The 25,399-nt window shown below is 74.1% G+C and carries 20 protein-coding genes and 1 tRNA gene; 12 read left to right on the top strand and 9 right to left on the bottom strand.

Translation table 11 applies throughout. The features are described 5' to 3' along the window. The first annotated feature begins 11 nt into the window (after positions 1 to 11). Positions 12 to 776 carry a class E sortase gene (locus VM636_RS15070; protein WP_030421098.1) on the top strand — a complete coding sequence of 255 codons (765 nt, stop codon included), beginning with the start codon at positions 12 to 14 and terminating at the stop codon, positions 774 to 776. A 144-nt stretch (positions 777 to 920) separates the two neighbouring features. On the opposite strand, the gene pknB is transcribed toward VM636_RS15070, so the two are convergent. From pknB to VM636_RS15040, 6 genes are all read right to left on the bottom strand, one after another. Next, positions 921 to 2,903 carry a Stk1 family PASTA domain-containing Ser/Thr kinase gene (gene pknB, locus VM636_RS15065; protein ID WP_030421097.1) on the bottom strand — a complete coding sequence of 661 codons (1,983 nt, stop codon included), beginning with the start codon at positions 2,901 to 2,903 and terminating at the stop codon, positions 921 to 923. 190 nt (positions 2,904 to 3,093) lie between these two features. Continuing rightward, a complete protein-coding gene (locus VM636_RS15060; RefSeq protein WP_030421096.1) occupies positions 3,094 to 4,566 on the bottom strand; it encodes a penicillin-binding transpeptidase domain-containing protein in 1,473 nt (490 codons plus the stop codon). After that, positions 4,563 to 6,008 carry an FtsW/RodA/SpoVE family cell cycle protein gene (locus VM636_RS15055; protein ID WP_030421095.1) on the bottom strand — a complete coding sequence of 482 codons (1,446 nt, stop codon included), beginning with the start codon at positions 6,006 to 6,008 and terminating at the stop codon, positions 4,563 to 4,565. The genes VM636_RS15060 and VM636_RS15055 overlap by 4 nt, the downstream gene beginning before the upstream one ends. Before the next feature lie 27 nt (positions 6,009 to 6,035). Then, positions 6,036 to 7,586 carry a Stp1/IreP family PP2C-type Ser/Thr phosphatase gene (locus VM636_RS15050; protein ID WP_030421094.1) on the bottom strand — a complete coding sequence of 517 codons (1,551 nt, stop codon included), beginning with the start codon at positions 7,584 to 7,586 and terminating at the stop codon, positions 6,036 to 6,038. Positions 7,587 to 7,727: 141 nt separating this feature from the next. After that, complete coding sequence (locus tag VM636_RS15045) at positions 7,728 to 8,240, bottom strand: FHA domain-containing protein (RefSeq protein ID WP_030421093.1); 513 nt, start codon at positions 8,238 to 8,240, stop codon at positions 7,728 to 7,730. Positions 8,241 to 8,250: 10 nt separating this feature from the next. Beyond that, positions 8,251 to 9,102 carry a DUF3662 and FHA domain-containing protein gene (locus tag VM636_RS15040; RefSeq protein WP_030421092.1) on the bottom strand — a complete coding sequence of 284 codons (852 nt, stop codon included), beginning with the start codon at positions 9,100 to 9,102 and terminating at the stop codon, positions 8,251 to 8,253. A gap of 490 nt (positions 9,103 to 9,592) precedes the next feature. Between VM636_RS15040 and VM636_RS15035 the strand changes: the two genes are divergently transcribed. Next, a tRNA-Leu gene (locus tag VM636_RS15035) sits at positions 9,593 to 9,679 on the top strand. 217 nt (positions 9,680 to 9,896) lie between these two features. Here the strand turns inward: VM636_RS15035 and VM636_RS15030 are convergent. Continuing rightward, complete coding sequence (locus VM636_RS15030; RefSeq protein WP_030421091.1) at positions 9,897 to 10,727, bottom strand: carbohydrate-binding protein; 831 nt, start codon at positions 10,725 to 10,727, stop codon at positions 9,897 to 9,899. 762 nt (positions 10,728 to 11,489) lie between these two features. Between VM636_RS15030 and VM636_RS15025 the strand changes: the two genes are divergently transcribed. The 5 genes from VM636_RS15025 to VM636_RS15005 all read left to right on the top strand — a co-directional run bounded on the left by VM636_RS15025 (position 11,490) and on the right by VM636_RS15005 (position 16,180). Beyond that, positions 11,490 to 12,341, top strand: a complete 852-nt coding sequence (locus tag VM636_RS15025) for a hypothetical protein (protein ID WP_030421089.1) — start codon at positions 11,490 to 11,492, stop codon at positions 12,339 to 12,341. Positions 12,342 to 12,471: 130 nt separating this feature from the next. Continuing rightward, a complete protein-coding gene (locus VM636_RS15020) occupies positions 12,472 to 12,801 on the top strand; it encodes a rhodanese-like domain-containing protein (protein ID WP_030421088.1) in 330 nt (109 codons plus the stop codon). Positions 12,802 to 13,245: 444 nt separating this feature from the next. Next, positions 13,246 to 14,097, top strand: a complete 852-nt coding sequence (locus tag VM636_RS15015; RefSeq protein ID WP_338484802.1) for a DUF5819 family protein — start codon at positions 13,246 to 13,248, stop codon at positions 14,095 to 14,097. Continuing rightward, complete coding sequence (locus VM636_RS15010) at positions 14,094 to 15,308, top strand: HTTM domain-containing protein (protein WP_030421086.1); 1,215 nt, start codon at positions 14,094 to 14,096, stop codon at positions 15,306 to 15,308. The genes VM636_RS15015 and VM636_RS15010 overlap by 4 nt, the downstream gene beginning before the upstream one ends. Beyond that, the gene (locus VM636_RS15005; protein WP_078962558.1) at positions 15,305 to 16,180 is read left to right on the top strand and encodes a TrmH family RNA methyltransferase; all 876 of its coding nucleotides are present in this window, start codon (positions 15,305 to 15,307) and stop codon (positions 16,178 to 16,180) included. Before VM636_RS15010 ends, VM636_RS15005 begins: the two co-directional genes overlap by 4 nt. A 160-nt stretch (positions 16,181 to 16,340) precedes the next feature. Here the strand turns inward: VM636_RS15005 and paaN are convergent, their stop codons facing one another. Beyond that, the gene (gene paaN / locus VM636_RS15000) at positions 16,341 to 18,032 is read right to left on the bottom strand and encodes a phenylacetic acid degradation protein PaaN (protein WP_030421084.1); all 1,692 of its coding nucleotides are present in this window, start codon (positions 18,030 to 18,032) and stop codon (positions 16,341 to 16,343) included. Positions 18,033 to 18,326: 294 nt separating this feature from the next. On the opposite strand from paaN, the gene VM636_RS14995 reads away from it, so the two are divergent. Then, on the top strand, positions 18,327 to 19,844 hold the full coding sequence (locus tag VM636_RS14995) for a 3-hydroxyacyl-CoA dehydrogenase (protein WP_030421083.1): 1,518 nt from the start codon (positions 18,327 to 18,329) through the stop codon (positions 19,842 to 19,844). Beyond that, positions 19,841 to 20,437, top strand: a complete 597-nt coding sequence (locus VM636_RS14990; RefSeq protein ID WP_030421082.1) for a TetR/AcrR family transcriptional regulator — start codon at positions 19,841 to 19,843, stop codon at positions 20,435 to 20,437. Before VM636_RS14995 ends, VM636_RS14990 begins: the two co-directional genes overlap by 4 nt. A 13-nt stretch (positions 20,438 to 20,450) precedes the next feature. On the opposite strand, the gene VM636_RS14985 is transcribed toward VM636_RS14990, so the two are convergent. Continuing rightward, on the bottom strand, positions 20,451 to 20,936 hold the full coding sequence (locus VM636_RS14985; protein WP_030421081.1) for an Lrp/AsnC family transcriptional regulator: 486 nt from the start codon (positions 20,934 to 20,936) through the stop codon (positions 20,451 to 20,453). Between the two features lie 189 nt (positions 20,937 to 21,125). Between VM636_RS14985 and pdhA the strand changes: the two genes are divergently transcribed. Genes pdhA through VM636_RS14970 form a run of 3 tightly spaced genes read left to right on the top strand, consistent with a single transcriptional unit; the run spans position 21,126 to position 24,723 of the window. Next, positions 21,126 to 22,319, top strand: a complete 1,194-nt coding sequence (pdhA, locus tag VM636_RS14980) for a pyruvate dehydrogenase (acetyl-transferring) E1 component subunit alpha (protein ID WP_051821399.1) — start codon at positions 21,126 to 21,128, stop codon at positions 22,317 to 22,319. Beyond that, the gene (locus VM636_RS14975) at positions 22,316 to 23,320 is read left to right on the top strand and encodes an alpha-ketoacid dehydrogenase subunit beta (protein WP_030421079.1); all 1,005 of its coding nucleotides are present in this window, start codon (positions 22,316 to 22,318) and stop codon (positions 23,318 to 23,320) included. The genes pdhA and VM636_RS14975 overlap by 4 nt, the downstream gene beginning before the upstream one ends. Continuing rightward, complete coding sequence (locus VM636_RS14970; protein WP_030421078.1) at positions 23,320 to 24,723, top strand: dihydrolipoamide acetyltransferase family protein; 1,404 nt, start codon at positions 23,320 to 23,322, stop codon at positions 24,721 to 24,723. The genes VM636_RS14975 and VM636_RS14970 overlap by 1 nt, the downstream gene beginning before the upstream one ends. Positions 24,724 to 25,399 lie beyond the last annotated feature (676 nt).

Here is a 25,399-nt window from a genome sequence, read left to right as displayed (position 1 = left end):
GCGGATGACCAGTGGCAGCGACCACCGACACGGACCACGAAGAGCACACCGCCGCGCCCGGCTCACCGCCGCCCGCGGGCCGAAGACGCGGCGCCGGACGCTTCGTCGCCCTGGCCGTCAGCTTCCTCGGTGAACTGCTCATCACCGCGGGCCTGGTGCTCGGCCTGTTCGTCGTCTACTCGCTGTGGTGGACGAACGTCGTCGCCGACCGGGCGGCCGACCGGCAGGCGGAACGGGTCCGCGACACCTGGGCGCGCGACGCCGGGCCGTCCGGGCCGGGCGCGCTGGACACCAAGGCCGGCGTCGGCTTCCTGCACGTGCCCGCGATGGGCGACGGCGAGGTCCTGGTGGAGAAGGGCACGTCGAGCGAGATCCTGAACGACGGCGTGGCCGGCTACTACACGGACCCCGTCGAGGCGACGCTGCCGTCCTCCGGCAAGGAGGGCAACTTCTCGCTGGCGGCCCACCGCGACGGGCACGGCGCGAAGTTCCACGACATCCACAAGATCGAGAAGGGTGACCCGATCGTCTTCGAGACGAAGGACACCTGGTACGTCTACAAGGTCTACAGCATCCTCCCGGAGACCTCGAAGTACAACGTCGACGCCATCGCCCCGGTGCCGGAGGAGTCCGGCCGCACGGAGGCCGGCCACTACATCACCCTGACCACCTGCACGCCGGTGTACACCAGCCGGTACCGGTACGTGGTCTGGGGCGAGCTGGTCCGCACGGAGAAGGTGGACGCCGACCGGACGCCGCCGAAGGAACTCGGCTGAGCCTTCCCCCGGCCGCCGGCGGAGTCTTTGCCGGCCGGGCCTCCCCTCGGCCGGGAGGCACGCGGGACACGGGACACGACGGAGCCCCGGCCCCCTCGCAGGAGGGGTGCCGGGGCTCCGTCGTGAGCGGGGTGGCCGCGGGGCTCAGTGGCGGCGGCCGTTGAGTCCGCCGATGAAGCCGCCGCCCTCGTCGCCGCCGCCTCCGCCCGCGGTCTGGAGGGTGATCTGCGTGCCGCCCGGGTCGTCGACCTCGGTGCCGGGCTCCGGGTCGAGGCCGACCACCAGCGCGTTGTCGTTCTGGGCGCCGGGCGCCTGGACGTTGGTGAAGCCGCTCTCCTGGAGCTTCTGGCGGGCCTGCGCCACGGTGGAGCCGCGGACCTCGGGGACCTTGGCCTTCTCCGCCGCCTTGCCGACGACGATCTGGACCTCGGAGCCCGGGTCGACCTGCTGGTTGCGCTCCGGCGTGGTGCGGATGACCCGGCCCACCTGGTTCGCGTCGCCGGTCTCCTCCTCGGAGCAGGTGCCCTTGAGGTTGCTGCCCTGCAACTGGGCCTTGGCCTCCTCACAGGTGCGGCCGAGCACGTCGGGCACGGTGGACTTCGCCACCGGCTTGGCGACCTCCAGGGTCACCGTCGAGCCCTTCTCCAGCTCGGTGCCCGGGTCGGGGTCCTGGCTGAGGACGGTGCCCTCGGTCTGGGAGGACTCGGTCTGCTTGGTCTCGACCTTGAAGCCCTTCTCCTCCAGGCGCCGGGTGGCCTCGTCGACGTTCTTGTCGATGACGTTGTCGACCGCGACCTTGGGGGCGCCCGTGGAGACCACGAGGCTGACCTTGGAGTTCTTCTCGACCTCGGTGCCCTGCTTCGGGTCCTGCGAGCAGATGTTGCCCTTGGCCTGGTCCTCGCAGGGCTTCTCGGTGAACTCGGGCACCAGGTCGACGTTGGCCGCCGCGTTCTCCGCGTCGCCCTTCGACAGGCCGACGAAGACCGGCACGGAGACCTTGCCGTTGCCCGCGTTGTTGCCGCTGAACACCCACTTGCCGATCAGGACGGCCCCCACGAGGACGACCACCGCGGCCACGGCCAGCAGGATCGTGGACGTGTGGGGGGAGGACTTCTTCTGGCGCCGCCGGTCGGGCCGGTCGTCGTAGCCGTAGCCGCCGTCGTCCGGGTTGGCCGGGGGCAGCATCGTCGTGGCCGCGCCGGAGTCCGCGCGCATCGCGGTGGTCGGCTGCTCGCCCGGGTAGCCGCCGTAGCCGACGGCGCCCATCGCGGCGGTGGCGGCGACCGGCTGGCCGTCGAGGCAGGCCTCGATGTCGGCGCGCATCTCGTCGGCCGACTGGTAGCGGTAGTCGGGGTCCTTGACGAGCGCCTTCAGGACGATGGCGTCCATCTCGGGCGTGATCTCGGGGTCGAAGACGCTGGGCGCCTGCGGTTCCTCGCGCACGTGCTGGTAGGCGACGGCGACCGGCGAGTCGCCGACGAAGGGCGGACGGACCGTGAGCAGTTCGTAGAGCAGGCAGCCGGTGGAGTACAGGTCGGAGCGGGCGTCCACCTGCTCGCCTTTGGCCTGTTCCGGGGAGAGGTACTGGGCGGTGCCGATCACGGCGGAGGTCTGGGTCATCGTCATGCCGGAATCACCCATCGCACGGGCGATGCCGAAGTCCATGACCTTGACCTGGCCGTTGCGCGTGAGCATGACGTTGGCCGGCTTGATGTCGCGGTGGACGATGCCGGCCCGGTGCGAGTACTCCAGGGCCTGGAGGATGCCGATGGTCATCTCCAGCGTCCGCTCGGGCAGCAGCTTGCGGCCGGAGTGCAGCAGTTCGCGCAGCGTCGACCCGTCGACGTACTCCATCACGATGTACGGGATGGAGACCTCGCCGATGTAGTCCTCGCCCGTGTCGTAGACCGCGACGATCGCGGGGTGGTTGAGCGAGGCGGCCGACTGGGCCTCCCGGCGGAACCGGGCCTGGAAGGACGGGTCGCGCGCGAGGTCCGCGCGCAGCGTCTTCACCGCCACGGTGCGGCCGAGCCGGGAGTCGTGGGCGAGGTACACCTCGGCCATTCCTCCGCGGCCGAGCACCTGGCCCAGCTCATACCGCCCGCCGAGGCGACGCGGCTCTTCCATAGCTACCTACCAGCCCTCTCCGTCGGTCCCGACCGGCCTGCTTGTACGGTCGGAGGCTGCCGTCCGGCCTACCGTACCCGGCTCGCTTTGCGTCACCCGGCCAAGCCTGTCAGCCGATACGGGACCGGTATCGCAACGTGCGCCGATGTGAAGGCGGCGTGACCGGAGTCACGTTCCGTCCGGTCCCCGGTCACCTCTTGCCGTCGAGCACGGCCTGCATGACGCTCTTGGCGATCGGCGCCGCGAGGCCGCCGCCGGAGATGTCGTCGCGGACCGCGGCCTCGTCCTCGATGACCACGGCCACGGCCACCGGCGAGCTGCCGTCCGGGCCCTTGGCGTAGGAGATGAACCAGGCGTACGGGTTCTCGCTGTTGTCGACACCGTGCTGTGCGGTACCGGTCTTCCCGCCGACGGTGACGCCGGGGATCCGCGCGTTGGTTCCCGTGCCGTCCTTGACCACGGTCTCCATCATGGACTGGAGGATCTGGGCGTTCTGCGCGGAGAGCGGCTTGCTCATCTCCTGCGGGTCCGTCTTCTCGATCGTGTCGACGCTCGGGGCCTGCAGCTCGTCGACCATGTACGGCTTCATCAGCGTGCCGTTGTTGGCGATGGCCGCGGTGACCATGGCCATCTGGAGCGGGGTGGCCGCGGTGTTGAACTGGCCGATGGAGGAGAGCGCGGTCTGCGAGGGGTTCATGTCGTCGGAGAAGACCGAGGCGCTGGAGCGGACCGGGACGAACTGCTCCTCGGTGAAGCCGAACTTCTTCGTCTGCTCCAGCATCTTCTCGTTGCCGAGGTCGGAGCCGATCTTGCCGAAGACGGTGTTGCAGGAGACCCGCAGCGCCTCGCGCAGCGTGGCGTTCTCGCAGGGGATGTTGCCCTCGTTGGGCAGCTCGGTCGTGGTGCCCGGCATGGTCCACGGCAGCGGCGAGTCGGTCTTCTCCTCGGCCGAGGAGTACAGCCCGTTCTCCAGGGCCGCGGCGGCGGTGACCACCTTGAAGGTGGAGCCGGGCGGGTAGACCTCGCGCAGCGCCCGGTTGAGCATCGGGTCGTTCTTGTCGTTCTTCTTCTGCAGCTTGTTCCACGCCTCGCCGTCCGCGTTGGAACCGCCGGCGAAGACCGAGGGGTCGTACGAGGGGTACGAGGCGAGCGCGAGGATCTTGCCGGTGGACGGCTCGATCGCCGCGACGGCGCCCTTGCCACCCCGCTTGGCCAGGCCCTCGTAGGCGGCCTTCTGGGCGGCGGCGTTCAGGGTGGTGACGACGTTGCCGCCCTCGCGCTTCTTGCCCGTGATCATGTCGAGCGTGTTGCGGAAGAAGAGCCGGTCGTCGTTGCCGGTGAGGATGCCGTCGTGGATGGCCTCGATCTGGGTGGCGCCGTACGCCTGGGAGACGTAGCCGGTCACCGGCGCCCACATGGCGCCGTCCTTGTAGGTGCGCTTGAACTTGAAGTCGCCCTTGGTGGTGGCGTGGCCGGTGATGGCCTTGCCGTCCACGATGATGTCGCCGCGCGGGCTGGCGTACCGCTCGATGGCGACGCGGCGGTTGTTCTCGTCGTTCTTCAGGGTGTCGGCCTGGACGTACTGGAGCCAGTTGTCGCGCAGCAGCAGGGCCAGCACCAGGAGGCCGCAGAAGATCGCGATACGGCGCAGAGGCTTGTTCACGGTCGGACCACCTGGGTCATCTCGGCGTCGGGGTTGGCGGCGGGGGCCGGGGCCGGGCGGCGGGCGGTGTCGCTGATCCGCAGCAGGATGCCGATCAGGGCCCAGTTGGCGATGACGGAGGAACCTCCGTACGCGAGGAAGGGCATCGTCATACCGGTGAGCGGGATGAGGCCCATGACACCGCCGGCGACGACGAACACCTGGAGGGCGAAGGCGCCGGACAGGCCGATGGCGAGCAGCTTGCCGAAGGGGTCGCGGGCGGCGAGGGCGGTGCGCACGCCGCGCTCCACGATCAGCGCGTACAGCAGCAGCAGGGCCATGATGCCGGCCAGCCCCAGTTCCTCGCCGAAGGTGGCGAGGATGAAGTCGGAGTTGGCGGCGAAGCGGATCAGCTCGGAGTGGCCCTGGCCCCAGCCGGTGCCGAGGGTGCCGCCGGAGCCGAAGGCCCACAGCGCCTGCATCGCCTGCTCGGAGTGGACCATGCCGTCGGTGGCGCCGGACCGGCTGAGCTGGTACTCCCGCATCGGGTCGAGCCAGGCGTGCACCCGGGTCTGGATGTGCGGTTCGAAGCTGGCCACGCCGACCGCGCCGACCGCGGACATCAGCAGACCGAAGACGATCCAGCTCGTCCGCTCGGTGGCGACGTACAGCATGATCACGAACATGCCGAAGAAGAGCAGCGAGGTGCCGAGGTCGGTCTCGAAGACGAGGATCAGGATCGAGATCGCCCAGACCACGACGATCGGGCCGAGGTCACGGCCGCGGGGCAGGTAGAGCCCCATGAAGCGGCGGCTGGCCAGGGCCAGCGCGTCGCGCTTCACCATCAGGTAGCCGGCGAAGAAGATCGCCAGCACGATCTTGGCGAACTCGCCGGGCTGGATGCTGAAGGAGCCGATCTGGATCCAGATCTTGGCGCCGTAGACGTCGAGGCCGAGGCCCGGCACGAGCGGCAGCAGCAGCAGGACCAGCGCGCCGGCCATGGAGATGTACGTGTAGCGCTGCAGGACGCGGTGGTCCTTGAGGAAGACCATCACGACGACGAAGAGCGCGATGCCCATCGCGGTGTACATGAGCTGCCGCGGGGCCGCGTTCCCGGCCTGGTTGATGGCCTGGAGCAGCTCCGACTGGTCCAGCCGCCAGATGGCGACCAGGCCCAGCCCGTTGAGCAGCGTGGCCAGCGGCAGCAGCAGCGGGTCCGCGAACGGGGCGAACTTGCGCACCACCAGGTGGCCGACGCCGGCCAGCAGGCCGAGGCCCAGGCCGTAGCTCAGCAGCCCGGTGGGGACCTCGCCGTGCAGGGCCAGGCCCACGTTGGCGTAGGCGAAGACCGGGATGACGACCGCGAAGACCAGCAGGGCCAGTTCGGTGTTGCGGCGGCTGGGCGCGCCGATGGCACCGATCGTGGACGTGTGGTGGGTCGGCGAGTTCGTAGTACTGCTCATCGTGTGACGGGGCCTCTCACGGCTTGCCTACTGCTTACCGCACAGCGAGACGACCTTCTGCTCCTCCTCCGAGAGGCTGGGGCCGGGGCTGGAAGTGGGTGCGGTCGTGGACGGGGACGGGGACGATCCGGGTTCCGTGGGCTGCTCCGGCGCGGCGGGCGCGGTCGGGGCGGCCGTGGCCCTGGACGTGAGGGAGGCCGGGGTGGTTCCCGTGGTGCCTCCGGCCTGGCCCTCGCCGGACTTGGCGTTCTCGCTCTCCGCGGCCCGCAGTTCGGCCTGCTTGCGGCAGGCGGACGCCTGGACGGCCAGCTCCTCGATCTTCGCGCGGGCGTCGTTCAGGTCGCCCTCGGCGATGGTCGCCTCCACCAGCTTCTGCTGGTAGGGCGGGAGGTACTTGAGTTCGATCTCGGGGTGGTCCTTCTGGACCTTCGAGAGCGAGACCCAGGCGAGGTCCTGGCTGATGCCCCGGTAGAGCGCGACGTGGTCGTTGTTGGTGCCCACGTAGTACTGGGTCTGGGTCCAGCGCCAGCCGCCGTAGAGCCCGCCGCCGATGACGGCGAGGGCGAGCGCGCCGTAGAGGGACCGCTTGAGCCAGCGGCGGTTCTTGCGGGGTTTGACGAAGTCGTCCCGGTCGTACTCGCCGAAGCCGTCCGCCGGGGTGTAGCCGGCGCCGTCGCCGCTGCCGGGCGGGCCGAACTCGCCGCCGCCGCGGCGCTGTCCCCGGCGGCCGAGGCCGGCGGCGCGGCCGGCCGGGGTCTGCATGATGCCGTTGTCGTTGACCTGGAGCTGGTTCTCCGCGACGGCGCCGACCACGATCGGCGTGTCGGACAACTGCCCGGAGAGCGTGTCGCCGGTGTCGAGGTCGAGGACGTCCGCGACGATGACGGTGATGTTGTCCGGGCCGCCGCCGCGCAGCGCGAGCTGGATCAGTTCCTGCACGGTCTCCTGGGGGCCCTGGTAGCCGGCGAGGGTCTCCTCCAGGGTCTGGTGGGAGACGACGCCGGAGAGCCCGTCGGAGCAGATGAGGTAGCGGTCGCCGGCCCGGACCTCGCGGATGGAGAGGTCGGGTTCGACGTGGTCGCCGCTGCCGAGGGCGCGCATGAGCAGGGAGCGCTGGGGGTGGGTGCCCGCCTCCTCCTCGGTGATGCGCCCCTCGTCGACCAGGCGCTGCACCCAGGTGTGGTCCTGGGTGATCTGGGTCAGCACGCCGTCGCGCAGCAGGTAGGCGCGCGAGTCGCCGACGTGGACGAGGCCGAGGCGCTGGCCGGTCCAGAGCAGGGCGGTGAGCGTGGTGCCCATGCCCTCCAGGGCGGGGTCCTCCTCGACCATCTGCCGGAGCTGGTCGTTGGCCCGCCGCACGGCGGTGCCGAGGGAGGTGAGGAGGTCGGAGCCGGGCACGTCGTCGTCGAGGGCGACGATGGTGGAGATCACCTCGGAGGAGGCGACCTCGCCGGCGGCCTGGCCGCCCATGCCGTCCGCGATGGCGAGCAGGCGGGGACCGGCGTAACCGGAGTCCTCGTTGCCCTCCCGGATCATGCCTTTGTGCGATCCGGCGGCGAAGCGCAGTGACAGACTCATGCGCACCTCGCCCGTCGGCTCCGCATGCAGCCGGTCGTGTCGAGCCACACTGCCCACCCTCCGGTCGGGAGCGCGCCGGGGCCGGGGGTGACGGCCGCCTCCGCGTGCTCGCTCCGCTCGCGCTGATTCATTGGTGTAGCACTACTTCCGCAGCTCGATGACGGTTTTGCCGATGCGGATCGGCGCCCCCGGCGAAATCGGTGTCGGGGTCGTCAGCCGGGACCGGTCCAGGTAGGTGCCGTTGGTGGAGCCGAGATCCTCGACGATCCACTGGCCGTCGCGGTCGGGGTAGATCCTGGCATGCCGGCTGGAGGCGTAGTCGTCGTCCAGCACGATCGTGCTGTCGTGCGCCCGGCCCAGGGTGATGGTCTGCCCCTGGAGCGCGACGGTGGTGCCGGTGAGGGTCCCCTCCGTCACCACCAGCTTGGTGGGGGCGTTGCGGCGGGCCCGCCCGCCCGGTTGCTGGCGCTGCTGCGGGGGCGCCTGGCCCTGGCGCGCGGCCTGCTGGGGCCGTCCGGCCTCGCGCCGCGCGCCGCGCTGGGTGACCCGTGTCCCGAACAGGTCGCTGCGGATGACCTGCACGGCCACGATGACGAACAGCCACAGTACGGCGAGAAAACCCAGCCGCATGACCGTGAGGGTCAGCTCTGACATTGCCCCCGGATCACCCTTCGGCTTGCCTGTAGATAACGGTGGTGCTGCCCACGACGATTCGCGAGCCGTCGCGGAGCGTAGCGTGGGTGGTGTGCTGCCCGTCCACCACGATGCCGTTGGTGGATCCGAGATCCTGGATCGTCGAGGGCGTTCCGGTCCGGATCTCGCAGTGCCGGCGGGAGACGCCGGGGTCGTCGACCCGCACGTCCGCCTCGGTGCTGCGGCCCAGCACGAGCGTCGCGCGGGAGATCTGGTGGCGGTTGCCGTTGATCTCGATCCAGTGGCGGGTGCGTCCGCCGGGGGGACCCGCGGGGGGCGGGTAGCCGTAGCCGCCGCCCGGCGGGGGCGCGGCCGGCATCGGCGGGGCGCCGCCGGGCGGGGCGGCAGGGGGGTAACCGTAGCCGCCCGGCTGATGGCCGGGGGGGCCCGGGGGCCGTCCGGGGGGCGCGCCGGCCCCGGGGTGGGCGGGGCCGCCCGGCTGGCTGCTGGAGGAGGCGAGCGTGCGGCTGCGCACCCGGTACAGGCCGGTGTCGAGGTCGTCCGCCTTCTCCAGGTGGACCTTGATGGGGCCCATGAAGGTGTAGCGCTGCTGGCCGGCGTAGTCGCGGACCATGCCCGCCAGCTCGTCGCCGAGCTGGCCGGAGTAGGGGCTGAGCCGTTCGTAGTCGGGCGTGCTCAGTTCCACGATGAAGTCGTTGGGCACGACGGTGCGGTCGCGGTTCCAGATGGTCGCGTTGTTGTCGCACTCGCGCTGCAGCGCTCCCGCGATCTCCACCGGCTGCACCTCGGACTTGAACACCTTCGCGAAGGTGCCGTTGACCAGACCTTCGAGACGCTGCTCGAACTTCTTCAGGACTCCCATGGGGCACCTCCTCCGTCGCTGCCGCCCTGTCCACTGTCTTGCGTACTGCCTGCCGTGCCGGATGTCCGCGCACTGCCTACCTGGTACTGCTTACTGATCGTATCCACGCGCCGGTCGATCGGCTGGTTCCCCCTGTCGGCCCGGTCGACGGGTGTCGACGCCTCTCGGAGTTCCCGGTGGGGCCTCCCCTCGAACTCCTCGGCTCCGTCGGTGCGCGCTCGCGCGCGCCCTCGTGCCCAGGATCGTAGAGGCGCCCGAGGACCAGTGTCCCGCACCGGGCCGTGGACCCCGACCGTCGTGGGGGAGACGGGCCCGACCGGTACGAGGTTGATACGTGAACGCGCCGGGGCCGCCGGGAGTGCCCGGGGAGCCCCCCGGGCGCCCGTGGACCCGGGGAAAGGGATGTGAAGGCACGCCTTCCAGCGTGCTAATGTTCTCGTGTCGGAAGGCGCCGGACCGAAGGGGACGGAGCCGGAGGACACACCCAAATGCGCGGGTGGCGGAATAGGCAGACGCGCTGGATTCAGGTTCCAGTGCCCGCAAGGGCGTGGGGGTTCAACTCCCCCCTCGCGCACCATGAAGAGGGCGGCATCGCTGAGGCGATGCCGCCCTCTTTCTCGTGTCCCCGGCCCCGGTCGTGGGGCGGGCCGGGGCCGGGGGGCCGGTGGCGGGTGTGTGAGGAACCTCTCACGGCCGGACGGGCCGGGACGGCGGTGTCCCGGCCGCTTCGCGGACCCGGCGGGCGTGGGAGAGCAAGTCCGCGCGTGCGCGGCGGAGTTGGCGGACCGCTCCGGTCAGTCGCGGCGCCACAGTGCCGGGACGACGGGGGGCTCCCAGCCGGCCATCGAGGTGTGCGCCTGGAGGCAGCGGTAGGCGGCGCCGTTGTACGTGACCCGGTCGCCGGCCGTGTAGGGGCGGCCGACCGCCCAGGTGCCGGACGGCGGGTCGGTCGGCGGGTCGGTGGGGCCGGGACCCGAGCCGCCCTTCACGTTGAGCACGAAGTCGAAGGTCCCCTGCTTGCCGCCGCCCGCGTCCCGGACGGTCATCAGCAGGTCCGGGTCGAAGATCGCGTCCGTGGCGTTGCGGGGCTCGCCGGGGAAGTAGAGCTGGGTGGTGAGGACCGGCTTGCCGGGGGCCTGCGCCTTGACGTGGAGGTGCCGGGTGCGGCCCGGGTAGAGGCCCGGGACGATCGTGCGCAGGACGAACGCGCCGGTGGCGTCGGTGAACTGGTGGCCGCGGAAGGCGTAGCCGGTCATGTCGTAGGCGCCGGCCACGTCCGCCTGCCAGAAGTCCAGCAGGACGCCGGGGAGCGGGGCGCAGTCGCGGCCGAAGACGTAGCCGCTGACGGTGAGCCGGGTGCCGGGGGTGCTCGATGTCACCAGGTCGGTGCGCAGCGGCGAGTTCGGCTTGAAGTACGGGCCCTCCATCTGGTCGGGCGTCGGGTCGTCGCCGTCGTCGCAGTACGGGGTCGGCGCCAGCGTGCGGCCCGGGGTGCGGGCGGCGTCCCGGGCCAGGGCGCTGCCGCCGCCGACCAGCAGCGGGACGGCGGCGCCGGCGGCGACGGCCGCCTTGAGCAGCGCCTTGCGGCTGATGCCGCCGGGGTCGCCGGGGGTGGTGGGTGTCATGGCGGTTCCTCGTTCTCCTCGGTCTCCCCGGCGGGGAAGGCCCCCGGGGAGGGTGGACGGGTGTGCATGACGGGCGCTCGCGGGGGAGCGCGCCCCGCCGGGACGCGGGGCAGGCTGCTGTGGTCCGGGGGACGCGCTCCGTGGGCGATCGCCGGAACCGTAAGCCCGCCGCGCGGCGCCGCGGCACCTCCCGGACCGCCCTCTGCCCGGCGTTATACGGGGCCGCGGGGGTACCGCCAGAGGTGCCCGGCGGCCGGATGTTCCGGCTGGTCGCGGGCGGTGGCGCCGGCCCGGCGGGCGGTGGCGCCGGTGCGCGGCAGGGGGCGGGCGGGCCGTGCGGGTCCGGCGGCGCCCGCGGGGCGGTGATCCGCCGCGGGCCGGTCCCCGGTCGCCGGGCGGCCCTTCCGGGTACGGCGGCTCCGCGACCGCGAGGGCGGCGTCACCCCCGCCGCGTTCGCCGCCGGCCGGACCGGTGACCACCCCGCACGACCGGCACCTCGTTGGCCCGCGCCCGCGCGCGTCGGCGCCGGCCCGCGCCTGGTCTCCGGGTACCGCGGCAGGGGCGGGGGACAGGGCGGGGCCGCGGTCGCCTTCGCCCCCGCCGACCGTACGGAGGCCGGCCACGCCGTTCTGCTCGCGCGGCGCGTTCCGGTCGGGCCGCGGCCGAGGCCGGCGTCCGGGGGCCCCGGCGAAGGGCTCCGGCGTCCCCCGCGGGCCACCGGGAGCGGCCGGGGCCCCGGAAAGGTGGCCTACGCTGTCCGGGTGACGACCCCGGAAGCTGAGCAGGGGGGCGACGGCGCGGGCGCGGACTCGGCGGCGCCGCCCGGTAACGGTGCGCCGCGGCCCGAGGAACGCCTGGAACGGGCCGTTCGCGCCGCCGAGCAGGCACTCATCGAGTACGAGATAGCGCTGGAGACCTTCCGCGTGGAGGTCGAGAACTTCTCCCGCCTGCACGAACAGCGGCTCGGCCCGGTCTACGCGCGTCTGGAGGAGCTGGAGGCGCAGATCCTGGAGGCCCGCGCCGCCCGCACCCAGGACCCCGACGACCTGCGCCGCGCCGACGAGGCACGGGCCCGGCTGATGCCGATACCCGGGGTCGAGGAACTGATGCACGGCTGGATGGACGGCCACGGGCTGTTCCCGGAGGCCGCCGCGATGCTCACCGACCAGGCCGTACGCCCCCCGCAGCGGGTGCGGCCCGGCGAGGAGGCCCGCAAGCTGTACCGCGAGCTGGCCCGCAAGGCCCACCCGGACCTCGCCCAGGAGGAGCGGGAACGGGCCCGGCGCGAGGAGTTCATCACCCGCGTCAACGCCGCCTACGCCCGCGGCGACGCCGCCGAGCTGCGTGAGCTGGCCGCGGAGTGGGAGGCCGGTCCGGTGCCCGAGCGGCGGCCGAGCCACGGCGAGGAGCTGTACGCCCGCCTGGAGTGGCTCGCCCAGCGCAAGGAACTGCTCACCGTGCTCGCCAAGGAGCTGGAGGACAGCGCGATCGGCGCCATGCTGCGGCTGGCCCCGGACGATCCCGACCGGCTGCTGGACGAGATCGGCGAGCAGCTCGCGCGGCAGGTGCGCGAGCGGGAGGCCGAACTGGCGGCGGCGCTCGGACGGGCGTGAGCCGGGAGGCCGCCCGGCCGGCGGACGCCCCGGTCCGCGGCGGCGCCCCGGCGGGCCGCCCCGGCCGGGTGGGGCGCGGGCGGGGACGCGGGGCTCCGGTAGCGTCGGGGGCATGAGTTTCGGAGCTGGTGTGCCCACGGTCGAGGTCGCGGACCTCAAGGACGACGACTTCCTGCTGGACGTCCGCGAGGACGACGAGTGGCGGGCAGGTCACGCCGACGGTGCGCTGCACCTGCCGCTGAGCGAGTTCGTCGCCCGGTACGGCGAGCTGACCGAGGCCGCGCCGGCCGACGGCCGGGTGCACGTGATCTGCCGCTCCGGCGGGCGTTCCGCCCAGGTCACCCAGTACCTCGTCCAGCAGGGCATCGACGCGGTGAACGTCGACGGCGGCATGCAGAGCTGGGCCGCGGCGGGCCGGCCCGTCCGCGACGAGCGGGGCGAGCCGGGACAGGTCCTCTAGGGTCTTTCGTTTGGATCAGGCCGGACCCCGCGAGCCCGGCGTGATCCAAACGGAAGGCCCTGGATCCGTCCGGCGGCCCCGCCGGTCCCCGCGCGCGGTCCGGGGCCGCGGTGCGGTTTCCGCCCGGGGCTGTGCGGGCGGGCGGTCCTGAGTACCGTTCGCGTTCGAGCGCCGGGGAACGGACGGAACGACGGATCGGTACCGGAGACCGGGGACGGGGCGGGAATGGACGCGGACGAGACAGGCGCGAACGCCGGGCGGGGCGCACCCGCGGGGCCGGCGGGGCGGGTGCCCCCCGAGGTGCCCGAGGCCCCGGCCGGCCGGATAGGCCCGCCGGAGGGCTCCGGCTCCGCCGAGGCCGAGGAGGCCGGCGGGGCTGGCGGTGGGGCTGGGCCTGGTGGGTCTGGCGGGGTCGTTGGGCCTGGCGGGGTCGTTGGGCCTGGTGTGTCTGCTGCGCTTGCCGAGGCTGGTGGGGCTGCCGGGGCGGACGAGTTCGGCGGGGACGACGTGGCCGGTTTGACTGGTGTGGCCGGTGTGACCGGCGGGACGGCGGCCGCGGGGGTTCCGGACCGGGAGGCGGCGGCGGGCCACGGCACGGCCGGCGCCGAGGCGGGCGGTCGCCCGGCCCCACTGCCCGCGGGGCCCCGCGCCGGGGTCGCCGCGCTCTCCCCGCGCTACCAGGTCGGCGCCGCGCTCGCGCTCGGCGTCGTCGCCGTCGTCGTCTGCGCCCACGTCGGCCTGATGTTCCTGCACGTCGCCCCCTCGAACACCCTCACCAAGCAGCACGGCGCCGTGGTCGACGAGTGGATCTACCCCGAGTTCGAGCAGAACTGGAAGCTGTTCGCGCCCAACCCGCTCCAGCAGAACGTCTCCGTCCAGGTCCGCGCCGAGGTGAGCACGGCGGACGGCGGGGTGCGCACCACCGGCTGGTACGACCTGTCCGCCCAGGACGGCCGGGCCATCCGCGGCAACCCGCTGCCGAGCCACACCCAGCAGAACGAACTCCGCCGCGCCTGGGACTTCTTCGTCGCCACCCACGACTCCGAGAACCGCCCCGTGGGCCTGCGGGGCGCCCTCTCCGAGAACTACCTGCTGCGCATCGCCGCCCTGCGCCTGGCACGCGACGGCGTCGCCGGTCCGGGCGGTTCGGTCGACCGCGTCCAGTACCGCTCCCGCACCACCGCCGTCTCCCCGCCCCCGTGGAGCGGGGAGAAGGTCTCCGCCCAGCGGCCCGAATACCGCGAACTGCCCTGGTGGCCGATGCCCGCCCGCGACCCGGAAGGGGGCGCCGCGTGAACGCCCTCGCCCTGTCGCTCTCGCGCGGCATCGCCCGTGTCACCGGGTCCGCGCTCGGCCCGTACCAGACCGCGGTGATCCGGATCGGCTTCAGCCTCACCTGGCTGCTCTTCCTGCTGCGTGAACTGCCCCACCGGCACGAGCTGTACGGCCCCGACGGCCCCTGGAGCCGCGATCTCGCCGAGCAACTGATCGCGGACAACGGCGCGTTCACGGCGCTGCTGTGGTGGGACGGCCGGTTCTGGTTCGAGACGGTCTACGTCCTCGCCGTTCTGGCGAGCGTGCTGCTGCTGCTCGGCTGGCGCACCCGCACCACGTCCGTGCTCTTCATGATCGGCGTGCTCTCGCTCCAGAACCGCAGCATCTTCATGGGCGACGGCGGCGACAACGTCCTGCACCTGATGAGCATCTACCTGGTGTTCACCCGCTGCGCGCAGGTGTGGTCCCTGGACGCGCGCCGGGCCCGCCGTGAGGAGGCGGCCCGCGCGCGGGGCGAGCGCGTCACCGACCGGACGGGGCCCGTGCTGTGGACCGTCCTCGGCTGCGTGCTGGTCGCCGTGACGCTCGCCGGGCGGCTCGACGGCGACCGCCTCGTGCCGGTCCTGCTGTGGACGGTGTGGCTCGCCCAGGCGCTGTGCCGGACCGTGCGCCGCCGGGCGCGGAGCGAGGAGCCGCGCATCCTGCTCGACGTCGTCGCCCGCGTGGTGCACAACGGCGCCCTGCTGGTCATCATGGCGGAGGCCTGCCTGATCTACGCCACCGCCGGCTGGTACAAGATCCAGGGTTCGCGCTGGCAGGACGGCACCGCCGTCTACTACCCGCTGCACCTCGACTACTTCGCCCCGTGGCCCGCCCTGTCGCAGGCGCTGGCGGCCAGCGGCACCATGGTCATGCTCATCACCTACGGCACCGTCGTGGTGCAGGTCGCCTTCCCGTTCACGCTGTTCAACCGGCGGGTCAAGAACGTCCTGCTGGCCGTGATGATGACCGAGCACGCCGTGATCGCCGTGGTGCTGGGGCTGCCGTTCTTCTCGCTGGCGATGATCGCGGCCGACGCGGTCTTCCTGCCGACGTCCTTCCTGCGCGGCCTGGGTGCCCGGGTGGCCCGCCTCGGCCGGCGCGCCGGCGCGGGGGAACGGCCGCCCGCCGAGGTGCCCGCCCCGCGCTCCGGGGAGGGGGCCGAGGGGGCGCGCGTAGGCTTCCCGGCATGACCGACCCCGTCTCCGAGGCCCTGGCCGCCTGGCGTGGCCACGCCGCCCGCTGCGTGCTGCTGGACGGCTTCCACGCCCTCAAGCACGCGCTGCGCTTCGGCGCCGAGGTGCCCGTGGCCGTCACCGCCGACCGCGCGGGCGCCCTGGCCCTCGCCGACGAGCTGGCGCCGGACGTGCGGGACGCCCTGGCCGGGCTCCTGGTACCGGTGGACCGGGACGCGTACGCCGCGCTGGTGCCGCGTCCGCACCCGACCGCGGTGGCCGCGCTGGCGGTGCGCCCCGCGCGGGAGGAGGGGCTGCGCAGGCTGGCGGCGCTGCCGCGCACCGCGCCCGTCGTCGTCCTCGACCAGCCGCGCAATCTCGGCAACGCGGGGGCCGTGATCCGGCTCGCCGCCGGTTTCGGCGCGACCGGCGTGTGCACCACGGGCACCCTCGACCCCTGGCACCCGACGGTGGTGCGCGGCGGGGCGGGGCTGCACTACGCGACCGTCGTGGAACGGCTGACCACGGCGGAGCTGCCGCCCGGCCCGGTCTTCGCGCTCGACCCGGGGGGCGAGGACATCCGGGGGACGGTCCTGCCGGACGACGCGCTGCTGGCCTTCGGCTCGGAACGCGGCGGCCTCACGCCCGAGCTGCGCGCACGGGCCGACCACCTGGTGGCGCTGCCCATGCGGCCCCAGGTCTCCAGCTACAACCTGGCGACCAGTGTCGCCATGACCCTCTACCACTGGAGCGCCACGTCCGGCGGCGCCCCGGGAGGTGCCGCCGGAGGCGCCGTGGACGGCTCCGGCGGGGGCGGCGTGGACGGCTCCGGCGGGGGCGGCGCCGTCGGAGCCCGCCCCGTGCCGGGAGCACCGGCCCAGGGCGGGTGAACCGGCCCGTGCCGGGTGCGCCTGCCCGGGGGCGGGCGCCGGCCCGGGACGGGTGAACCCGCGGTACGGCGGACCGGTGCCGCCGCGGCACCGGACCGCCTGCCGCCGGACCGCAAGACCGCCGGACCGGCTGGGCGCCGAGGGGGGCCTGCCGGGGTGCCTACGCCTCCCGGCGGACCTCCACCATCCGGAAGCGGCTGGCGACGAACGCGCCGTCGCACAGGGCCGCGTTGGCCGCCGGGTTGCCGCCCGAGCCGTGGAAGTCGGAGAAGGCGGCCGTCTGGTTGACGTAGACCCCGCCGGTGAGGTTCAGCGAGAGCTGGGCGGCCTCGTCGAGGCACGCCTCCCGCACCGCCTCCTCGACTCCGGGGTCGGTGGTGTAGGCGCCGACGGTCATCGCGCCCTGCTCCCGGACGCTGCGGCGCAGCAGCTCCACCGCGTGCTCGGCGGAGTCGACGGCGACGAGGAAGGAGACGGGGCCGAAGCACTCGGTGGCGCAGGCCGCCGCGTCCGCCGGCTTGGCGCTGTCCAGCTTGACGATCAGCGGGGAGCGCACGGTGGCGTCCGGGAACTCCGGGTGGGCGATCGCGCGGGAGGCGAGGGCGACCTCGCCGAGACCGGCGGCGTCCTCCAGTCGCTCCCGCACGCCCGGGTTGACGATCGCGCCGAGGATCCCGGTGGCGCGGGCGTCGTCGCCGAGCAGTCCGTCCACCGCGGCGGCGAGGTCGGCGGCGACCTCGTCGAAGGTCTTCGGGCCCTGGTCGGTGGCGATGCCGTCGCGCGGGACCAGCAGGTTCTGCGGGGTGGTGCACATCTGGCCGCTGTAGAGCGAGAGGGAGAACGCCAGGTTGGCGAGCATGCCCCGGTAGTTCCCGGTCGACTCCACGATCACCGTGTTGACGCCGGCCTTCTCCGTGTACACCTGGGCCTGGCGGGCGTGGGCCTCCAGCCAGTCCCCGAACTCCGTCGACCCGGTGTAGTCGATGATCCGGATCTCCGGCCGGGTGGCGAGCGTCCTGGCGATGCCCTCGCCGGGCCGCTCGGCGGCGAGCGCGACCAGGTTGGGGTCGAAGCCCGCCTCGCCGAGCACCTCGCGCGCGATGCGCACGGTGAGCGCGAGCGGCAGCACCGCCCGCGGGTGCGGCTTGACCAGGACGGCGTTGCCGGTGGCCAGGGAGGCGAAGAGGCCCGGGTAGCCGTTCCACGTCGGGAAGGTGTTGCAGCCGACGACCAGGCCGATGCCGCGCGGGACCGCCGTGAACTCCTTGGTGAGCACGAGCGGGTCCCGCTTGCCCTGCGGCTTGGTCCACTCGGCTTCCCCGGGGGTGCGGACCTGCTCCGCGTAGGCGTACGCCACCGCCTCCAGGCCGCGGTCCTGGGCGTGCGGGCCGCCCGCCTGGAACGCCATCATGAACGCCTGCCCGGAGGTGTGCATGACCGCGTGCGCGAACTCGTGCGTCCGGTCGGCGATCCGCCGCAGGATCTCCAGGCAGACCATGGCGCGCAGCTCGGGGCCCGCGTCCCGCCAGGCCCGCCGCCCGGCCAGCATGGCGGGCAGCAGCACGTCGACGTCGGCGTGCGGGTAGGTCACGCCCAGCTCGACGCCGTACGGGGAGACCTCGCCGCCCACCCAGTCGTCGGTGCCGGGCTGGCCGAGGTCGAGGCGGGTGCCGAGCAGGGCGTCGAAGGCGGCCTTGCCCGCCGCGAGGTCGAGGCTGTCGCCCTCCCCGTACGCCTTGGGGTGTTCGGGGTGGGGGGACCAGTACGCGCGCGTGCGGATCGTCTCCAGCGCCCGGTCGAGGGTGGACCGGTGCTGGGCGGTCAGCTCGGGCGCGGTGAGTGCGGCGGCCATGCGGGACCAACTCCTCGTCTCGGCTCTGCGTCTGGGCGATGCGGGCTGCGTACGCCGTCCGTCCCGCGCCCGCGGGTCCCTGTGGTCCATGGGCCCGTGGTGTGCACGGCGCGCACGGTCCGCGGGGCGGGCGGGGCGTCCGCCGTGTCCACAGCCTTCACGGTGTGCGCGGTCTCCACGACCCGGCACGGCCCTGGGCAGGAACGGGCGGACAGGGCTAGAGTAACCGAACGATCGGTCGGTACAAGGGGGTCCGCCGCTTCTGTGGAAAACCCCGTGGGGGAGGATTCCGCCATGACAGCACTCGACCTCGGCAGCCCCGTGGGCGTGGTCGGCACCGGCACCATGGGGCAGGGGATCGCCCAGGTGGCGCTGATCGCGGGGCATCCCGTGCGGCTGCACGACGCCCTTCCCGGACGGGCCGGCCAGGCGGCCGAGGCGATCGGCGCCCGGCTCGACCGCCTCGTCGAGAAGGGGCGGCTCACCGGCGCCGAGCGGGACGCGGCGCGCGCCCGCCTGGAGCCCGCCGGGAGCCTCGCGGGGCTGGCCGGCTGCGGCCTGGTCGTGGAGGCGGTCGTGGAACGCCTCGACGCCAAGCAGGAACTGCTGCGCGAGCTGGAGTCCGCCGTCGGCGAGGAGTGCCTGCTCGCCACCAACACCTCCTCCCTGTCGGTCACCGCCGTCGGCGGGGCCCTCGACCGGCCGGAACGCTTCGTCGGCCTGCACTTCTTCAACCCGGCGCCGCTCCTGCCGCTGGTCGAGGTGGTCTCCGGCTTCGCCACCGCCCCGGCGGCGGCCACGCGCGCGTACGAGACGGCCCGCGCCTGGGGCAAGACGCCCGTGTACTGCGCGGACACGCCCGGCTTCATCGTCAACCGCATCGCCCGGCCCTTCTACGCCGAGGCCCTCGCGGTGCACGAGGCGCGCGGCGCCGACCCGGCCACCGTGGACGCCGTGCTGCGCGAGTCGGGCGGCTTCCGGATGGGCGCCTTCGAGCTGACCGACCTGATCGGGCAGGACGTCAACGAGTCCGTCACGCACTCCGTGTGGCGCTCCTTCTTCCGGGACGCGCGGTTCACCCCGTCGCTCGCCCAGCGCCGGCTGGTCGAGTCCGGCCGGCTCGGCCGCAAGAGCGGCCGGGGCTGGTACGCGTACGGGGAGGGCGCCGAGCGCCCCGCCCCGCACACCGCCGCCCCCGCGGACCCGCCCGCGCACGTCGCCGTCACCGGCGGCCTGGGCCCCGCCGCCGGCCTGCCCGGACTGCTCCGCGAGGCCGGGATCGAGGTCCGCGACGGGGCACCGGACGGCGCGGGCGCGCTGCTCCTGCCCGGCGGGGGCCGCCTCCGTCTCGCGGACGGGCGCACCTCCGCCGAGCTGGGGGACACCGTCCAGTTCGACCTGGCGCTCGACTACGGCGCGGCCGGCCGGATCGCCCTGGCCGCCGGGGAGGGCACCGCGCCGCGCACCCTGGCGGAGGCCACCGGCCTGTTCCAGGCGCTCGGCAAGGAGGTCAGCGTCGTCGGAGACGTCCCGGGCATGATCGTCGCCCGTACGGTCGCGCGGATCGTCGACCTGGCGCACGACGCCGTCGCCCAGGGCGTCGCCACGCGCGAGGACGTCGACACGGCCATGCGGCTCGGCGTCAACTACCCGCTCGGTCCCTTCGCGTGGGGCGACCGGCTCGGCCGCGGATGGGCCCACGCCCTGCTCACCGAGGTGCACCGGCGCGAGCCCGCGGGGCGCTGCGCCCCGTCCCTCGCGCTGCACCGCCACGCACACGCCCGCGACGCAACGGAGGGCAGCGCCCCATGACCACCGCCAAGCGCGACACGTACACCCCCGAGACGCTGCTCTCCGTCGCCGTCCAGGTCTTCAACGAACGCGGCTACGACGGCACCTCCATGGAGCACCTCTCCAAGGCCGCCGGCATCTCCAAGTCGTCGATCTACCACCACGTCGCCGGCAAGGAGGAACTCCTGCGACGCGCCGTGAGCCGCGCCCTGGACGGCCTCTTCGCCATCCTCGACGAGGAGCGGGCGCGCGAGGGCGGCGCCGCCGCGCGCCTGGAGCACGTCGTGCGGCGCATGGTCGAGGTGCTGATGGCCGAACTGCCGTACGTGACGCTGCTGCTGAGGGTGCGGGGCAACACCGGCACCGAGCGGTGGGCGCTGGAGCGGCGGCGCGAGTTCGACCACCGGGTCGCCGCGCTGATGAGGGCCGCGGCGGCCGAGGGGGACGTGCGCGCCGACGTGGAGCCGCGGCTCGCCACCCGGCTCGTCTTCGGCATGATCAACTCGATCGTCGAGTGGTACCGGCCCGACGGCCGCGGCGCGGCCGAGCGCGAGGTGGCCGACGCCGTGGCGCGGCTGGTCTTCGGCGGGCTGCGCGGCGACCGGACGGCCTGACCCGCCTCGGGCCTCAGCCCTGCGGTTCCAGGTCCTCCGTCTCGAACACCAGCAGCGTGCGGGTGCTGAGCACCTGGGGTATCGCCTGGATGCGGGTGAGCACCAGCTCGCGCAGGGCCCGGTTGTCCTGCGTGTGCACCAGCAGCAGGACGTCGAAGTCACCGCCCAGCAGGGCGATGTGGGAGGCGCCGGGAAGCTGCCTGAGCTGCTCGCGCACCGTGCGCCAGGAATTCTGGACGATCTTCAGAGTGATGTAGGCCGAGGTGCCCTGGCCGGCCCGCTCGTGGTCGACGCGGGCGCCGAAGCCCCGGATGACGCCGTCCTCGATGAGCCGGTTGATGCGCGCGTAGGCGTTGGCGCGCGAGACGTGCACCCGTTCGGCGACCGAGCGGACCGAGGCGCGGCCGTCCGCGCGGAGCATGCGCAGGATGTCGTGGTCCACCGCGTCCAGCGGGCGCGGGGGCGGCGGGGTGCCGGACTCCTCCGGGCGCTCGGCCATTTGTTCAGATGCCATGTCCCCCCGCCTTCCTACCATGGACGTACTGCGTCCATCACAGGCTGTGGAGAACCGATTGTCCACAGCCTGGGGCCGCCTGTAGCCAAAATGCACCGACGACCGAACAATCGGTAGGTGAGGCCCGTCACACCCGTGGCGAGCCCGAAGCCGCTCCCACGAGGAGGTGCCGTCATGACGGTCATGGAGCAGCGGGGCGCTTACCGGCCCACACCGCCGCCCGCCTGGCAGCCCCGTACCGATCCCGCGCCCCTGCTGCCCGACGCGGAACCCCACCGCGTCCTGGGGACCGAGGCCGCCGCCGGGGCCGACCCCGCACTGCTGCTCCGGCTCCACGCGGAGCTGGTCAAGGGCCGCCGGTACAACGCGCAGGCCACCGCCCTCACCAAGCAGGGCCGGCTCGCCGTCTACCCCTCCAGCACCGGCCAGGAGGCGTGCGAGATCGCCGCCGCCCTCGTGCTGGCCGAGCGGGACTGGCTCTTCCCGAGCTACCGCGACACCCTCGCCGTCATCGCCCGCGGCGTCGATCCCGTCGAGGCCCTCACCCTGCTGCGCGGCGACTGGCACACCGGGTACGACCCCCGCGAGCACCGGGTCGCCCCGCTGTCCACGCCGCTCGCCACCCAGCTCCCGCACGCCGTCGGCCTCGCGCACGCGGCCCGCCTCCAGGGCGACGACGTGGTCGCGCTCGCCATGGTCGGCGACGGCGGCACCAGCGAGGGCGACTTCCACGAGGCGCTGAACTTCGCGGCCGTCTGGCAGGCCCCGGTCGTCTTCCTCGTGCAGAACAACGGCTTCGCCATCTCCGTCCCCCTCGCCAAGCAGACCGCGGCCCCCTCGCTGGCCCACAAGGCCGTCGGCTACGGGATGCCCGGCCGCCTCGTCGACGGCAACGACGCCGTCGCCGTGCACGAGGTCCTCGCGGACGCCGTGCGCCACGCCCGCGCGGGCGGCGGCCCCACCCTGGTCGAGGCGCTCACCTACCGCGTCGACGCCCACACCAACGCCGACGACGCCACCCGCTACCGGGGCGACGACGAGGTCGAGACCTGGCGGCGGCACGACCCGATCGCCCTGCTGGAGGAGGAGCTGACCCGGCGCGGGCTGCTCACCGAGGACGCCGTGCGCGGCGCGCGCGAGGACGCCGAGGCGATGGCCGCCGACCTGCGCGCGCGGATGAACGAGGACGCGCGCCTGGACCCGATGGACCTCTTCGCACACGTCTACGCCGAGCCGACCCCGCAACTGCGCGAGCAGCGGGACCTGCTGCGGGCGGAGCTGGCGGCCGAGGCCGAAGCAGAGACCGCCCCGACCACCGGGACCGGCCGGACCACCGGGACCGCCGCGAGCACGGAAGGACCCCGATGACGACCGTCGCCGCGAAGCCGGCCACCATGGCGCAGGCCCTGACCCGGGCGCTGCGCGACGCCATGGCCGACGACCCCGCGGTGCACGTCCTCGGCGAGGACGTCGGCACCCTCGGCGGCGTCTTCAGGATCACCGACGGGCTCGCCGCCGAGTTCGGCGAGGACCGCTGCGCGGACACCCCGCTCGCCGAGGCCGGCATCCTCGGCGCGGCCGTCGGCATGGCGATGTACGGGCTGCGCCCGGTCGTGGAGATGCAGTTCGACGCCTTCGCCTACCCGGCGTTCGAGCAGCTCGCCAGCCATGTCGCCAAGATGCGCAACCGCACCCGCGGCACGCTGCCCCTGCCGCTGACCATCCGCATCCCCTACGGCGGCGGCATCGGCGGCGTCGAGCACCACAGCGACTCCTCCGAGGCGTACTACATGGCGACCCCGGGGCTCCATGTCGTCACGCCCGCGACCGTCGCCGACGCCTACGGGCTGCTGCGCGCCGCCATCGCCTCCGACGACCCGGTGGTCTTCCTCGAACCCAAGCGGCTGTACTGGTCGAAGGACTCCTGGAACCCGGAGCGGCCCTCACCCGTTGAGCCGATAGGCCGCGCGGTGGTGCGGCGCTCCGGCCGGAGCGCCACGCTCCTCACGTACGGGCCCTCGGTCGCCGTCTGCATGGAGGCCGCCGAGGCGGCCCGAGCCGAGGGCTGGGACCTCGAAGTCGTCGACCTGCGCTCGCTGGTGCCGTTCGACGACGAGACGGTCTGCGCCTCGGTGCGGCGGACCGGACGCGCGGTCGTCGTCCACGAGGCGCACGCCTTCGGCGGCCCCGGGGGCGAGATCGCGGCCCGGGTCACGGAGCGCTGCTTCCACCACCTGGAGGCGCCGGTGCTGCGCGTGGCCGGGTTCGACGTCCCGTACCCGCCGCCGATGCTGGAGCGCCACCACCTGCCCGGTGTGGACCGCATCCTGGACGCCGTGGGGCGCTTGCAGTGGGAGGCCGAGAGCTGATGGCACAGGTGCTGGAGTTCAAGCTCCCCGACCTCGGTGAGGGGCTCACCGAGGCGGAGATCGTGCGCTGGCTGGTCGAGGTCGGCGAGCCGGTCGCCGTCGACCAGCCGGTCGTCGAGGTGGAGACCGCCAAGGCGATGGTCGAGGTGCCCTGCCCCTACGCCGGAGTGGTCACCGCCCGCTTCGGCGAGGAGGGCACGGAGCTGCCCGTCGGGGCGCCGCTGATCACGGTCGCCGTGGGCGAGCCGGCGCCGGAGGGGACCGCGGCGACCGGTCCGGGCACCGGGGCCGCCGGCACCCGGCAGGCCCCGGAGGGGGAGCGGGCGCCCGAGGCGGAGCGCGGGCAGGCGGCACCGGCCGAGGGCTCGGGCAACGTCCTGGTCGGCTACGGCACCTCAAAGGCCCCCGCCCGCCGGCGCCGGGTGCGGCCGGAGCGCACCGGCCCCGCCGCCCGCCTACCGGCGCGGGCCGACAGCCACCCGGCCCCCGCCGAGCAGCCGGACGGCCCGGTCCCCGTCATCTCCCCCCTGGTGCGCAGGCTCGCCCGGCAGAACGACCTCGACCTGCGCGAGATGACCGGCTCCGGACCCGACGGGCTGATCCTGCGCGCCGACGTGGAGTACGCGCTGCGCGCCGCCGCCGCACAGGGCGGCAGGACCGCCGCCGAGGCCGGGCCGCGCCCCGCCGCGCCGGTCGCGGCGCCGCCGCCCGCCGAGGGGACGCGCATCCCGCTCAAGGGCGTCCGGGGCGCCGTCGCCGACAAGCTCTCCCGCAGCCGGCGCGAGATCCCCGACGCCACCTGCTGGGTGGACGCCGACGCGACCGAGCTGATGCGGGCCCGCACCGCGATGAACGCCGCGGGCGGTCCGAAGGTCTCCCTGATCGCGCTGCTGGCCCGGATCTGCACCGCCGCCCTCGCCCGCTTCCCCGAGCTGAACTCCACCGTCGACACCCAGGCCCGGGAGGTCGTCCGCCTCGACCGGATCCACCTGGGCTTCGCCGCCCAGACCGACCGGGGCCTGGTGGTGCCCGTCATCCGGGACGCGCACACGCGGGACGCCGAGGGACTCACCGCCGAGTTCGCCCGGCTCACCGAGGCCGGCCGCGCCGGTCGGCTGACTCCCGGGGAGCTGAGCGGCGGCACCTTCACCCTCAACAACTACGGCGTGTTCGGCGTCGACGGCTCCACGCCGATCGTCAACCACCCCGAGGCGGCCATGCTCGGCGTCGGCCGCATCGTCCCCAAACCCTGGGTCCACGAGGGCGAGCTGGCGGCCCGCCAGGTCGTACAGCTCTCGCTCACCTTCGACCACCGGGTCTGCGACGGCGGCACCGCGGGCGGCTTCCTGCGGTACGTGGCGGACTGCGTCGAACAGCCGGCGGTGCTCCTGCGCACCCTGTGACCGGGTGACGGGGACCGTCGCCCCACCTCGTCCCCGTCTCCTCCGTCTCCTCCGTCTCCTCCACCGTCCGCGCGGCCGTGGGAGCGGCACCGGGAGGCTCCGCCCGGCGCGCGGTGTCCGGCCCGGCGTGTGCGCGGAGCGTGCCGTGGTGTGCCCCGGTGCTCGGATACGGGCCCCGACCCGCCCGCGCCGCACCAAGGCGGTGGGCCGGGGCGGGGGGGCCGGTCCGTGGCATCCGGCCAGGCCGGACGCCACGGACCGGTGCCGGCGGGGTGACGCCGGGCAGCCGGTCGCCCGAGCGTGACCCCGCACGCGGTGCCGGGGATGCCGGTCTCGTCCCCCTGCCGTTGTTGCCGCCGGTGGCGCCGGTGGCCGGTCGGCGGGGTCCCGCCCGGCACGCGGTGTCGGCCCGGGTGCCGGTGGCGCCGCCCCGTCGCCCCGCCGCCCCGTCGCTCCGTCGCCCCGCCGGGCCACCGGGCCGGGCGGGGGCGGCATCCGGGGCGGGGTCTCCCCGGGGCGGGTGCTCGCGCTGCTGCGGGGCGGCCCGCCGGGTGACCGGGCCGCCGGCGGTCCCTTTCCCGGGGGCGGGTGGGCGCACCGGGCGTGTCGTCTCCGCTCGGCGGCGGGCGCCGCCCCGCAGCCGACGGGCCCGGGAGGAGGGCGGCGGGCGCCCCCA

The sequence above is a fragment of the Streptomyces sp. SCSIO 75703 genome (genome assembly GCF_036607905.1).
In the GTDB taxonomy this organism is placed as follows: Bacteria; Actinomycetota; Actinomycetes; order Streptomycetales; family Streptomycetaceae; genus Streptomyces.
The sequence above is the reverse complement of the archived record's forward strand: the minus strand, read 5'-3'. Positions and strand labels throughout refer to the sequence as shown.

Bases quoted from the DNA above. Each gene is read 5' to 3' on its own strand.
- pknB (WP_030421097.1), bottom strand. From the start codon at position 2,903: ATGGAAGAGCCGCGTCGCCTCGGCGGGCGGTATGAGCTGGGCCAGGTG.
- VM636_RS14975 (WP_030421079.1), top strand. From the start codon at position 22,316: ATGACGACCGTCGCCGCGAAGCCGGCCACCATGGCGCAGGCCCTGACC.
- VM636_RS14990 (WP_030421082.1), top strand. From the start codon at position 19,841: ATGACCACCGCCAAGCGCGACACGTACACCCCCGAGACGCTGCTCTCC.
- VM636_RS15030 (WP_030421091.1), bottom strand. From the start codon at position 10,727: ATGACACCCACCACCCCCGGCGACCCCGGCGGCATCAGCCGCAAGGCG.
- VM636_RS15055 (WP_030421095.1), bottom strand. From the start codon at position 6,008: ATGAGCAGTACTACGAACTCGCCGACCCACCACACGTCCACGATCGGT.
- VM636_RS15040 (WP_030421092.1), bottom strand. From the start codon at position 9,102: ATGGGAGTCCTGAAGAAGTTCGAGCAGCGTCTCGAAGGTCTGGTCAAC.
- VM636_RS14985 (WP_030421081.1), bottom strand. From the start codon at position 20,936: ATGGCCGAGCGCCCGGAGGAGTCCGGCACCCCGCCGCCCCCGCGCCCG.
- VM636_RS14970 (WP_030421078.1), top strand. From the start codon at position 23,320: ATGGCACAGGTGCTGGAGTTCAAGCTCCCCGACCTCGGTGAGGGGCTC.
- paaN (WP_030421084.1), bottom strand. From the start codon at position 18,032: ATGGCCGCCGCACTCACCGCGCCCGAGCTGACCGCCCAGCACCGGTCC.
- VM636_RS14995 (WP_030421083.1), top strand. From the start codon at position 18,327: ATGACAGCACTCGACCTCGGCAGCCCCGTGGGCGTGGTCGGCACCGGC.
- VM636_RS15005 (WP_078962558.1), top strand. From the start codon at position 15,305: ATGACCGACCCCGTCTCCGAGGCCCTGGCCGCCTGGCGTGGCCACGCC.
- VM636_RS15050 (WP_030421094.1), bottom strand. From the start codon at position 7,586: ATGAGTCTGTCACTGCGCTTCGCCGCCGGATCGCACAAAGGCATGATC.
- pdhA (WP_051821399.1), top strand. From the start codon at position 21,126: ATGACGGTCATGGAGCAGCGGGGCGCTTACCGGCCCACACCGCCGCCC.
- VM636_RS15045 (WP_030421093.1), bottom strand. From the start codon at position 8,240: ATGTCAGAGCTGACCCTCACGGTCATGCGGCTGGGTTTTCTCGCCGTA.